Source organism: Leptospira congkakensis (assembly GCF_004770265.1).
GTDB classification, from domain to species: Bacteria; Spirochaetota; Leptospiria; order Leptospirales; family Leptospiraceae; genus Leptospira_A; species Leptospira_A congkakensis.
Genome location: NZ_RQGQ01000024.1, coordinates 1 through 11692, shown reverse-complemented (window position 1 = coordinate 11692; position 11692 = coordinate 1). Strand labels below are relative to the sequence as shown.

Annotated in this window: 11 protein-coding genes; 4 read left to right on the top strand and 7 right to left on the bottom strand. The window is 38.9% G+C overall.

All coding sequences use genetic code 11. The annotated features are described in order from the left end of the window. Positions 1 to 386 precede the first annotated feature (386 nt). From EHQ70_RS18555 to EHQ70_RS18540, 4 genes are all read right to left on the bottom strand, one after another. Positions 387 to 1844, bottom strand: coding sequence for an HD-GYP domain-containing protein (locus tag EHQ70_RS18555; RefSeq protein WP_135588988.1), 1458 nt, complete (start codon positions 1842 to 1844; stop codon positions 387 to 389). Between the two features lie 536 nt (positions 1845 to 2380). Next, positions 2381 to 2845, bottom strand: a complete 465-nt coding sequence (locus EHQ70_RS18550; RefSeq protein ID WP_135588986.1) for an ankyrin repeat domain-containing protein — start codon at positions 2843 to 2845, stop codon at positions 2381 to 2383. Between the two features lie 434 nt (positions 2846 to 3279). Beyond that, complete coding sequence (locus EHQ70_RS18545) at positions 3280 to 3633, bottom strand: TfoX/Sxy family protein (protein WP_244288420.1); 354 nt, start codon at positions 3631 to 3633, stop codon at positions 3280 to 3282. A gap of 436 nt (positions 3634 to 4069) precedes the next feature. Further along, entirely contained in the window at positions 4070 to 4417 is a 348-nt protein-coding gene (locus EHQ70_RS18540; protein ID WP_135588984.1) for a hypothetical protein, read from the bottom strand. Between the two features lie 155 nt (positions 4418 to 4572). Here EHQ70_RS18540 and EHQ70_RS18535 point away from each other — a divergent pair, with 155 nt between their 5' ends. Then, positions 4573 to 5646 carry a M12 family metallopeptidase gene (locus EHQ70_RS18535; RefSeq protein WP_135588982.1) on the top strand — a complete coding sequence of 358 codons (1074 nt, stop codon included), beginning with the start codon at positions 4573 to 4575 and terminating at the stop codon, positions 5644 to 5646. Between the two features lie 73 nt (positions 5647 to 5719). Here the strand turns inward: EHQ70_RS18535 and EHQ70_RS18530 are convergent, their stop codons facing one another. Beyond that, a complete protein-coding gene (locus EHQ70_RS18530; protein ID WP_135588980.1) occupies positions 5720 to 6277 on the bottom strand; it encodes a hypothetical protein in 558 nt (185 codons plus the stop codon). 211 nt (positions 6278 to 6488) lie between these two features. On the opposite strand from EHQ70_RS18530, the gene EHQ70_RS18525 reads away from it, so the two are divergent. Continuing rightward, on the top strand, positions 6489 to 7814 hold the full coding sequence (locus tag EHQ70_RS18525) for an LA_0442/LA_0875 N-terminal domain-containing protein (protein WP_135588978.1): 1326 nt from the start codon (positions 6489 to 6491) through the stop codon (positions 7812 to 7814). 115 nt (positions 7815 to 7929) lie between these two features. Here EHQ70_RS18525 and EHQ70_RS18520 read toward each other — a convergent pair whose 3' ends face one another. Continuing rightward, positions 7930 to 8829, bottom strand: coding sequence for a LysR family transcriptional regulator (locus EHQ70_RS18520; protein WP_135588976.1), 900 nt, complete (start codon positions 8827 to 8829; stop codon positions 7930 to 7932). 91 nt (positions 8830 to 8920) lie between these two features. Between EHQ70_RS18520 and leuC the strand changes: the two genes are divergently transcribed. Further along, entirely contained in the window at positions 8921 to 10324 is a 1404-nt protein-coding gene (gene leuC / locus EHQ70_RS18515; RefSeq protein ID WP_135588974.1) for a 3-isopropylmalate dehydratase large subunit, read from the top strand. Then, the gene (gene leuD, locus EHQ70_RS18510; protein ID WP_135588972.1) at positions 10321 to 10947 is read left to right on the top strand and encodes a 3-isopropylmalate dehydratase small subunit; all 627 of its coding nucleotides are present in this window, start codon (positions 10321 to 10323) and stop codon (positions 10945 to 10947) included. Before leuC ends, leuD begins: the two co-directional genes overlap by 4 nt. Positions 10948 to 11047: 100 nt before the next feature. On the opposite strand, the gene EHQ70_RS18505 is transcribed toward leuD, so the two are convergent. Further along, a partial coding sequence (locus EHQ70_RS18505) for a hypothetical protein (protein ID WP_244288419.1) occupies positions 11048 to 11692 on the bottom strand: 645 nt, incomplete at its 5' end.

Genomic DNA, 11692 nt, shown 5'->3' with positions numbered 1-11692 from the left:
ATAAAGGAAACCAATTACCTTTGTTAGAATTGTCGTCACGCTACGTTGTATATTGTAAAAGCTAAGTCACTAAAAACTTAGATCTACCATTGTTAACTCTCAAACCTCGCTAAGCTAGCGGGGTTTTTTTATGCAGTATGAGTGGTAGGGGATGAGACATAATTAGTATGCGAATCCACAAACCCCCGCCCGAGTTAGGGAGGAGGGGAGTGGCTCGTGGGAAGGTGCCAGTTTCCTCCCTAACACAAATCCTTTCTTTTCGAAACTAACATTCTCAAATCACCGATTTTATTTCTAATAAGTTCATGGTTAGGCGCAAAATAATAGAAATCTTACTTTCACTTGCTCAAGTTAGTTGCAAATTGGAATTCGATCCTTATTTGAATTTAAAGAGTGTCCATCTTTCTGACAGCATCAAATAGAGGAGCGTTCATTTCAGGGTCAATGATGTAAATGATCCTTTGCGTACTGGATGTTTGGCCAGCAAGGTCTATTACCGCTCTGCGTTTGTCTAAACGAATTTCGTTGATATCAAAATCAGCAATTCTATATTTGATCCCTTTTTTAAACAAAGGTTTGATGGTGCATAACCTTTGGATTTTTGGACGTGTCTGGAAACGATCAACTTCTAAAATTTTGCAAATATCGAAATGCGCCTGTTTTTCTGAATCGATCGACGCTGTTATGACGTAATCACCCACGTTGATAATATTCTGATTATTTGTTAAACTAGCACCAACATAGTCTAGTAAATGGCGAATGTTTCGATTGCTATAGGAAAAAAACGAATCATTCACTATCATTTTTAATGCTGTTGCTGAACTGAATGCAGGTCTCCATGGTTGGTTTGTTGTTAGGCTTGCATATTCGCTAGCAAGAGACAAAATTGCTATATCTTCTTCAAAATTGACTGAGTTTACATTCGATTCTTGGATTCTAAGTTGTGCATCTATATCAGCTACAATCATTTTTTTACTTGGGTCTTTAATAAATTTATCTCTAATTAACATTAACTTTTTAAATACAGTATTATTATCGGGGAAGTTATTGTTAATTGAATTCCCTCGAAATGGTCTATGATGGTTCAAAACTAGAGTGCGCATTTCTTGCGTGATTTCAGGTGCTGCAAGAGTCATTAGATAACTGATAATCGGATGTTGTTGGATTGCATTGTATTCTTCTTTTGTTAGATTTGGTTTGTCAGGTAATACTAATTTTGAATAACCAATATCCGCAAGAAAACTTGCAGTCATCACTGAAAGATGGTCTTTTTTATTTGGTTTGTTATCATCACCTACTCCGATCTTTTTGGTTCGGACTTTCATGCCCATGGCAACAATCGTTCGTTTGGTCATGAGTTCCGATTCAACTGGTACACCAGCATGATTCAAAATCTCTAATATATTAAATAACCCAGATTCAAAATCTGGATTGCTTGTGAAGTCATCTAAAACTTTTCCAATTGATTTGTGTACTCTGAGCGCATGTTCCGAATTAAAGGCCTCTTTTTTTAACTCTAAGATCAATGATTCGGTTTGTTTTGCAAATTCTGTTGTTTTGTCTGGATCAAAAAGTTTTGTTTGGCGAGGGTCTGTTGATTCTCCCGATGTAATTCGCAATTGTTTTGTGTCAGTTGTTAGGCAATAGGCTCCTTGCAACTCTATCTTCAAAAGTTTGCCAAAATCCTCTTCAGTTGCATTCTTTTTTTTTGCCATGATGAGTTTGCCGTTCCGATCATAAAGATCGAGTGGAATTTGTTTGCTCTTACGATAACTACTAAGCAGATCATCATTAAATTCAAATTTAGCAAGTTGGTCAGGGGAAATTATGGGAGAATCGCTCAAATTATATAGTCCGATTATTGTATGATTATCTAATGATATGAGACGAACATAATTGAATTATACCAATGATTGTCTGCATTTTATCGAGAAAATGGATCCTCCTATATGCGTGACAAATGCGGTTTAACGGAAGCAAGTTGGTTTAAAAGCGAATCTATTTATTGGTTTTGAAAACAAAGAAGGAATATCGAATCAATGGCAGACTGTCGAAATGTCTCAATGCCCTCCACCAGAAGAGGAGCGACCACCACCTCCAGATCGGTTACCTAACCGAGAAGAATTACGTTTTGAAGATAAAAGATTATCTGAATCACATTTCGAATGACAACCAATATAAAGAATTGGACAGGTTAGATTCATTTGGTTTGAATTTGTAGGACTAGGTTGTAAAGTGATCAGATAACAAAGTGCTTGGTCCGAGTCACATTTTCTTTTACAGCTTTCTGATGAATGATTAGTAAACGTGTTAGAACAATTAAAAAATAACAACAGAAAGCCTAGAGAAATGAATAACTTAGTTGAAAAAAATATAGTCTTCATTTCGCACCTTTTTCTATTAATAACCGAACAATCTCTTCCCTTTCTGAAAGGAGAATTTCAGATAAGGCGGTATGACCTTCATTTGTGACTAAATTAGGGTTTGCTCCTGCATCGAGTAATATCTTTACAATTCTCGGATAACGATTATAAGCTGCCATCATTAATGCTGTATGTCCATTTCTCGTTTTTGCATTTAAATCTACATTCATTGAAACAAATAGTGATACAATTTCAGTGTGACCTTCTTTTGAGGCAATCATAAGAGGTGTTAGTCTTTCAAAGGTATCTTCAGGTGAGTTTATATCATAACCTTGTTTGATAAGTTGTCTGACTCTTTCCGTATTTCCTGTTGCAACCTGGTAAAACAAATTCTGAAATCGATCTTCTGACCTGGTTTGTAGATTAGCACATTGAATTGTCAAAAGGAGAAAACTGAGCGCAAGGTAAATTGTTCGTTTCATGTTTGCATTTTCACATGACCGAAACCTATTTTAAATAGTGGTATTCCGCAAATGTGGGAAACTACTAAGTGTCCTTTGAAAAGAAGGATATTCTTTTCGTTTTCTAAAGCAGATTCCGATCGATTGGGAATCCAAAGCCAAAAATAAATATTTTGTTCGATCTAAAAACGAAGAGAAAATACACTCAATTTATTGCTTATATCACCATTGCTCAACGGTAGAGTTTCAAAATGATACAAATAGATTGATGACTGGTACTTGTGAATAAACCTAGACTGGTTGTGGTATGAGTGATTTTTTTAGGTCGAATGTTACAGAATGGATCCTTTGTTTTCTTGATTCAATATCTTTCATCGAAAATGGATCGCAAGAAAACAAATGTACTCTTACAAATCCAAAATCTATTTTTTGTTATTTTTGGGAATGGTCTTTTTTTAACTCGTTTTCTTGGCCTTTTTCTTAGCAGGTGGAGACTTTTTATTGTATTCGAGAGATAATTGAATCCAGTATTCAATTTCTTTTTTTGTTTTTATATCTTCTTCCTTAACAAAAACAAATCCTTTCATTAGGTGTCCGTTATGGATCATTGGCCGAGCCTTTTTCTTCGATAGAATGGATTCAACAGTTTCAGGATCAATTCTGCACATGATTTCATCAGTTCTAATGCAGACGCACATTTTACCCTTTACCATAAAACATAAACCGCCAAACATTTTTTTCTCTTCTACATCCGTCTGTCCTTCCATTAACTTCCGAACACGATCCAATAATTTCTCATTGATAGCCATATGTTTGAAAGAAATAGAAAATATTCGAGAACTGTAAACTTATTAAAAAAGATAAATCTCGTTGAGATGATTGTTTTGCTTTCGCGAGAGGGCAAGTCCTTGGTGGACAGATGCGCAGAATTCTTCCTGGGGATCTGACATCCTTGGTCTATCCTAATTCCGTCATTTTACAGAATTAATTATGTAGAATCTTTTCACATCTAGGATAGTAAGGGCGCGTTAGCAGTTGCGGATTTCGAACGAAGCCACGGATAGTTAGCCTCCAACTCTTGATCAAATGATATGTGACTTCGATTCATTTTTGGAAGAGAATCAAATTTTTGGGGACTCACCCAAGCAATGACCAAACATTTGGAAAGGTCACAATGTGAATGCGAGTCCCAATCCTCTCGCCTTACAGAGATGATGTTGGCTGGATAACGAACGTTTAAATGGATCAGGGCCAGGGAAAGTCAGTGCGGCGAAGTTCGACACCCTTCCATTGTAAGATTTTACCATCCTCTTTAATTGTAAAAGTATGATTGCCCCCAGTGGTATCATGAATCGTGACCGTAGAGGCTGAAACTGTGTAGGTACCAATGCCTTTCACGTCGGAGCCGGGTAAAATATAGGTCACTTTTTCCGTCGAGAAATCGAGTTGTCCTGCCTGCCCTGCACCTATGATTCCCCGTTTCTGTATACGTTCTGTCGGTTTACCCGCATAACTTTTTCCCGCAAGATCAAATGATGCACATTGCGTGCAAAAGAAAATGGCGACCGTAAATAAAATAAATCGAAGGATCATACCGCATCAGAGCGATTTCTGACTCCCCGTCAATAATCTTTTATCATCGGAAGCGAATCTTTTTTGATGCTTTAGGCTTTACTTTTAGGATTGATTATAAAAAATTCGACGCAAAGCGAATCGCTTAATTTTCTGTCCGAAAAAGTAGGATTACTATGAAAAACGTTGCCATCATATTTTTTGTCTGCCTGATCATCTGCAGCACCTCCATTTCTCCAAGCCAGGGTGGCAAACGAATGAGCTTTGTCAAACCACCCGCACAACCAACAGTCCTTGCACGCTCTGTTGAAGTCAAAGGCACTCGCTGGAAAAATGGCCAGACCATACGGATCCTATTTCTCGGCGGAACGAATTCCGACCGGCAGATGGTGCGTAGCACTGCCATCGAATGGACACGTTATGCGAATTTGTCTTTTGAATTTTTCGATTCTGTTAAGGAGCTCCGTGGGCAAAAATCCAATATACGAATTGATTTTGTACCAGGTGCCGGTGCAAATTCAGCAGTAGGCAAAGAGGCAGAATATTATAAGCAGAATGAACGGACGATGAATCTCGAATGGGTAGATGAAGCCACAATATTGCATGAATTTGGTCATGCGCTGGGTTTAGCTCACGAACACCAGAATCCAACCAATCAAGTGCGTTGGAATCGAAACGTAATTTTTGCCGATATGTCGCAGCAAGGATGGACGATCGATATGGTGGACGATTTTATTATTAAACCGCACGACCGCAATCACGTCAATTTCAGCCAATACGACCCCTTATCGATTATGGTCTACTCGTATCCCGAATCGTGGACCCTCGATGGTTCATCGGTAGACCTGAATGTCGAACTTTCTGAAATGGATAAGATCAATATTGCAAAAATGTACCCAGGCAAAACTTCTGAGGTCGAAGGATACCAGACTCCCGCCACGCCGGTCACACAAGCTCCCACAATATCGGGAGTCTCTGAAATCAATTGCCAGAATCTATCGAAAACGTCGTCAAAAGTCTCGGGCGCAAGCTCGTTCAGCATTGAAAATCATACGGAAGAAGTTCTTACTTTATATTGGTTGAACGCGGGCAAAAAAATCAAATACGCAACGATATATCCCGACAGCATACATGAACAACAAACCTATATCGGTCATCTCTGGGTCATTGACGTTAATTCACAGTGCAAACTGGCCTTCACCAGCAACTCAAAATCTAAGGGTAAGGTTGTGCTTGGCAAATCTGATTGATGAGTTTGGGACCCTGCCCGCATTACATGGGCAGGCGCTTCCATGAGACCAAGTAATTCTTAAAGTTAATTTTTCAGACCTTCTCTTTCTTTCCTCGTAACCAATAATACCGGATAACACCGATGCAAGCAAAGAAAGCGCAGACAAAAATGCCTGTGGTGGAAAAAATTCCAACGATATCTTTTGCACTGAAAACTTCCATTGGATTTGTGCCTATTTGCGAAAGCAAAGGATTTAGGATCCCCACCCAGACAACAAACACAAACATAAATGCGGCACCGCGGCCTGCCCAACGTCGAATGATTGTGGGATCGCCTGGTTCGATTTTCCCTCGGACGACTATGTAGTCTACTAACAGACCTAATGTGATTCCAAGGAATATTCCTTTGATAAGTCCCAGAATTCCAGAGATAGTGAGTAAGGAAAAAAACGACAGGACGATTAGAAAGAGGAATACAAGAAGGATGGTCAGTAGGAATGCTCCTCCCACTCGTGCGGCTGGCAAAGAACCCGATCCTAGTTCGATTGAAGAAAAGGCACTGGCAAATCCGCCAAGACCTGCGATGACTTCTGCTGCCAACGAAAAGAGAATGCTAAAGATAAATACAAAAATCCAAAGTTTTCGGCGCATTCGCTGATTTCATGTTCAGGACGGTTTCTCGCAAGCACTTTGTAAATTCAGAACTAACGATTCCTTATGTTTTCCCTCAAGTACAGTTCGCACGTAAATATCACCAGATCGAACTGATTTTTTAAAATTGATCTCTAAAAAGTTTAATCGAATTGCAGAATGAACGGAATGTGTTAAAATCCTTCCACCAAGTTTTGGGCTGGCTAAAGTTATGAAAAAAATAATTAACCTATTGTTTCTGGTCTTTCTTTTTTCCAATGTATCTCTTCGGAGTGAAACGATTCTACTCAAGTCGGGAGAAAAATGGGAAGGTTCCGTCTTAGCCCAAGATAAGGATTCTGTGACGATCAAACTCGCGGACGGTAAAACAAAAGTGTTTCCGAAATCGGTGATCCGAAAAGTTTCCTTTGGGACGAAGTCTGAATCTTCTGCTCTTAAAATAGAACCTCAGATTTCGGAGAAAGAAAAGAAGATCAAAGAAGAAAAAGAACTCGCAGAAATACATAAACAGGAAGAAGAGAATCAGAGAGCCAAGGAAGAAAAACAGAAAAAAAGAGAGGATCAACTTTCCAACGCAAAGCGACATTATCTAGAAGGTTCCTTTGGTGTCGGAAGTGGAGAGAGCCAATCGGAGCTCCGTCCTTTCTTTCAAACCATTCAGGTTGCTGGACTTCTTTTTAGCAGCGGCGGTCAAGCCGAACTACAATCCACTCCTTACAAAAGTAAAAATCAAAATGCCACAGCACGTTTGTTATATGCTTGGGACCGTTTTACCGTTGAGGTTCGTGGTACGGAAGCAAAAGGAAATTTAGACATTGGTGGCTTTCAAACTCTAGCTTACGGAGGTGGAGGCGGTTCTTCTTCCTCCAGTTCTGATAAAACTGTAAATGTTCTGTTTGGAAATGGTGAAACAAAGTTTCAAAAACTTTCTTCCAGGGTGGGTTTTTCTCCTTATCCACATCCGGTTTTGGATCTTCAAATTCTAGGAGGGCTGGAAAGAATTTGGACCAAGAGCAATCACGAAGTTGATAGTGTTGGCGGGATTACCTCCACCGGAATCAATCCCAGCCGAGTGAGTTATCGGGAAACAAACAATTCGTTCAAAGGTTATAGTCTTGGAATTGGATTCGAATGGAAATTTTGGGAAAGGTCTACTCTACAAGGACAGGTTTTGCATTTGGATATGCAGGGTCCGTCCTCGTTTCGAAGTAACGAATTTCGATTGGATACTACTCCTTTTCGATACAATCAATATGGCCTAGACTATCAATGGAAATCTACGGGAACCGAAGTGAATGTGAAATTCACAACAAAGGTCAAAGGTGATTTCAGTTTATTCGTGGAAGCGAGTAACATGACTATGAATAACAAATTAAAGTCAGGTTATATAACAGAAAACGAAGGTGGAGGAAATACAGATCCATCCCAAATTTTATTAAAAGTGTATGGTCCTCAAATATTAATTCCGATGTTATATGATTCGAAGACGATATTGTCATACGTTCAAGTTGGTGCAAACTATCGTTTTAATTTTTAGAATCATAAACTTGTTTTGGATCGTTCGTATATCGAAACAAGGATTCAAACTAAAAACAAATATTTGAACTCATTAGGGATAAATGTGAAAAATGACGTTGATCAGATTTATCCTTTTAATCGGAAAAAGTTTCCTTCTCGAGTCTCCATTTCTCTGCGGCTCTTAAAATTTCTTCAGCGAGCATTGTAAGTCCTGGGCCAGATTTTTTGCGATAACAGAGATAAAATTTTCTTTCTGCATTCCAATCTTCGAATTTAATTTTTTTTAGTTTTGGATTCATGGAATATTCAGATAAAAAACCGATTCCTAGTCCCGCTTCCAATGATTTGATCACGGATTCTACACTTCTCAGTTCCATGGCAATGTTAGAACTAAATTCTTTTGAAAACGATTTGATTTTCTTCTCCACTGCTTTTCTAAGGGCAGAACCTGGGTGGAAGAATACAAAGGATTGTTTTTTTAAGTCCTCGATTCTAATTTTCTTTTTTAGAAAGATCGGATGATCTTTTGCTGCACAAGGAAAGATTCTATCGGATAAAAATTCTAGAACATTTAAACTAGGGTCTGTAATGGGACCGGTCAAAATCCCGAGATCTACTTCTCCTTTTAACACAGCGTTCTTGGTTTCTGTAGCATCTCCTTCTCTGACCGAAAGAGAAAGTCCTGGTTTTGTTTTTAAGATTTCCTTTAAGATTTGCGGCAAAATCCAAGCAGAAACTGTCCCTCCCGCAGAAATAGAAAAGTTACCTTTGAGTTCATTTTCTTTAGAAAAGCCGTTTTGTATTTCTTCCCATAATTCTTTCATTCTAATCGAATATTGATAGAACCTTTCTCCTTCGCGTGTTAGGCGAACCGACCTTCCTCCTCTTTCCAAAACACTGACTCCCAATTCCTTTTCCAAAAGAAAAATCTGTCTAGAGAGGGCAGGTTGTGTTAATCCCAAACGAGATGCTGCCTTTTGGAATGTGCCTGATTCTGAGATTTCTAGAAAATAAACGATCTGTCTGAATTCCATACGACATATAACTTTTAGTTATATATTTTATAAAATCAATTTATTTGCATTATACCAATTAATTTGATACCTTATTTACTAAGAGGGAAATATGGGACAAACTCTATATGACAAAATTTGGGAAGGTCATCGGATCTCGGAGAATTCTGACTCTGAATCTATTTTATATGTGGATCGTCATATCCTACATGAAGTGACTTCCGCCCAAGCATTCGAAGGATTAAGAACTAAGAACAGGGACGTAAGAAGAAAGGATCTCACTTTTGGTGTTGTGGATCATAATGTTTCCACAAGAGATCGTAAGAACAGAGATGCAGCAGGACCTATTTCCCGATTGCAGATTGATACAATGGAGAAAAACTGCAAAGAATTTGGAATCCGTTTGTTTGGTCCGGAAGATCCAGAACAAGGGATTGTGCATGTTTTGGGTCCTGAGTTAGGATTCACAACTCCTGGATCTGTGATTGTATGCGGAGATTCTCATACCGCAACTCATGGAGCCTTTGGAGCTTTGGCTTTTGGAATCGGAACTAGCGAAGTGGAACATGTGCTTGCGACACAAACCCTCAAACAGGCGAAAACAAAATCAATGTCCGTTCGATTTATTGGGAAACCTGGATTTGGAATCACTGCAAAAGATGTAGTTCTAGCACTCATTGAAAAGATGGGAACCTCAGGTGGAAGAGGTTACACTTTAGAATATTCAGGAGAATGGATTCGTTCTCTTTCTATGGAAGGGAGAATGACTCTTTGTAATATGAGTATTGAAGCGGGAGCAAGGGCAAGTCTTGTGGCACCGGACCAAATCACATTTGATTATTTAAAAGATAGAAAACTTATCCCGAAAGGAAAAAGTTTTCAAGAAGCAATCGAATATTGGAAAACATTTTTTACAGATAAAGATGCCGTCTTTGATGAGATAATTGAATTAGATATTTCTAATATAGAACCTCAAGTCACTTGGGGAACAAATCCATCTCAATCTTTATCCATCGATGGAGTGATCCCAAATCCAGAAGAATTCCAAGATAAACGTGTTAGAGAAACAGCAGAGAATGCTTTAGCGTATATGGATTTAAAACCAGGAACTCCGATTTCGGAGATCAGAATTGATAAGGTATTCATTGGATCTTGTACAAATTCAAGGATAGAAGACTTACGATCTGCAGCAGTTGTTGCCAAAGGAAAAAAAGTCCATCCTAAGGTGCAGGCTTTGGTGGTTCCGGGTTCAGGTGCTGTGAAACGACAGGCTGAATCGGAAGGATTGGATCAAATTTTCAAAGAGGCCGGATTTGAATGGAGAGAACCTGGTTGTTCCCTTTGCCTTGCGATGAACGACGATGTATTAAAACCGGGGGAAAGATGTGCATCCACTTCTAACCGAAACTTCGAAGGAAGACAAGGTAGAGGAGGAAGGACTCATTTAGTCAGTCCTTCTATGGCCGCAGCCGCAGCAGTGACTGGAAAATTTGTAGATGTGAGGAAATTAAGATGAGTGTAAAAAATTGGACAATCCATACGGGAATTGCGGTACCTATCCCTAGAGAGGATATTGATACGGACCAAATACTTCCAAAACAATTTATGAAACTAATCGATAAAAAAGGTTTTGGAAAACATTTATTTCATGATTGGCGATATTTGGACTTAGAAGGAAAGAATCCAAATCCAGATTTCCTATTGAACCAGGATAGATTTAAAAATGCAAGTGTGCTCATCGCTGGAAAAAATTTTGGCTGTGGTTCGAGTAGAGAACACGCACCTTGGGCCCTTTCTGATTTCGGATTCCGAGCCATTTTGGCTCCCTCTTTTGCTGATATCTTTTCTATTAATTCTGCGAAGAATGGGATCGCTCTTATTCGATTGAAAGAAGAAGAGATCCATTCTCTAAATGCATGGGTTTCTAAAAATCCTGGATCTCAAATCTGGATCAATTTAGAAAATTTGGAAGTACAAGCGGGAGACGAAACATTCTTTTTCCATTTGGATTCTGCTTCCGTCAATCGGATCCGGAATGGTTTGGATGATATCGATATCACTCTAAAAAATGAAAGCGAGATCTTGGAATTCGAACGGTTACGAAAAACGGAAAAATCATTTTTGGAAGTGTGTTGGTAATTGATTCCAAAATCTAACCTGTTGTTGGTATATTAAATTTTATAATTACTTTGCGTAGTATTTTGTAGAATTTAGTCCAAGACCAAACTCTTATCCATTGTTAATTTTCTATCCTCGCTTTTAATAAGCGGGGTTTTTCTGTTCCAAGAGGGAGGGATGTATTTTTGAGTATAGCCCGTAAAACAATGCCGAATACAATAATCTGAATGGGTATAAATACTATATCCCATTGATTTTGATTTAGACTTCTGAGGTAGGGGCCATTTTGTACAAATGGGAACCTGATCGGATACCATGTAAGAACTGTTAGTGTTGTAACCACGAGTGTGTCTGCAAATCCAAAATAATAGTGGAGAACGTAACGTTTTTTGTGTAAGCGATAGAGGAAAAACATGGCAGCTAGGCTCAAGGGTTCAAGGAGCAGGTATTGTATACTATCAAAGGTTGGCAGCGATAAGAGTGCAATACGATAGGCAGCGTGACAATATATCCATTGTAATGGTGAGGATCGAAAGATAAAAAATCCTCGGTTAAATTCTGTTGTCTGGAAACGTTCTTTTGCCATTTCCTGGAGTAACCAGATGAGGAGGGCGAGACAAACAAAGCGACCGAAGAGCCCGCGATAAGTACCGCTATCGGGAGCGAAAACCATAACGAAAATATTTGCCACTGGTATTCCCCCAAATAATTGGACATTAAAATAAAGCCTTCGCGAAGGAGCAATATGAATCGCGAAAGAAGAGGC

Excerpts from the sequence above, each read along its gene's own strand:
- EHQ70_RS18550 (WP_135588986.1), bottom strand. The coding sequence starts at position 2,845 with ATGAAACGAACAATTTACCTTGCGCTCAGTTTTCTCCTTTTGACAATT.
- EHQ70_RS18545 (WP_244288420.1), bottom strand. The coding sequence starts at position 3,633 with ATGGCTATCAATGAGAAATTATTGGATCGTGTTCGGAAGTTAATGGAA.
- EHQ70_RS18540 (WP_135588984.1), bottom strand. The coding sequence starts at position 4,417 with ATGATCCTTCGATTTATTTTATTTACGGTCGCCATTTTCTTTTGCACG.
- EHQ70_RS18535 (WP_135588982.1), top strand. The coding sequence starts at position 4,573 with ATGAAAAACGTTGCCATCATATTTTTTGTCTGCCTGATCATCTGCAGC.
- EHQ70_RS18530 (WP_135588980.1), bottom strand. The coding sequence starts at position 6,277 with ATGCGCCGAAAACTTTGGATTTTTGTATTTATCTTTAGCATTCTCTTT.
- EHQ70_RS18525 (WP_135588978.1), top strand. The coding sequence starts at position 6,489 with ATGAAAAAAATAATTAACCTATTGTTTCTGGTCTTTCTTTTTTCCAAT.
- EHQ70_RS18520 (WP_135588976.1), bottom strand. The coding sequence starts at position 8,829 with ATGGAATTCAGACAGATCGTTTATTTTCTAGAAATCTCAGAATCAGGC.
- leuC (WP_135588974.1), top strand. The coding sequence starts at position 8,921 with ATGGGACAAACTCTATATGACAAAATTTGGGAAGGTCATCGGATCTCG.
- leuD (WP_135588972.1), top strand. The coding sequence starts at position 10,321 with ATGAGTGTAAAAAATTGGACAATCCATACGGGAATTGCGGTACCTATC.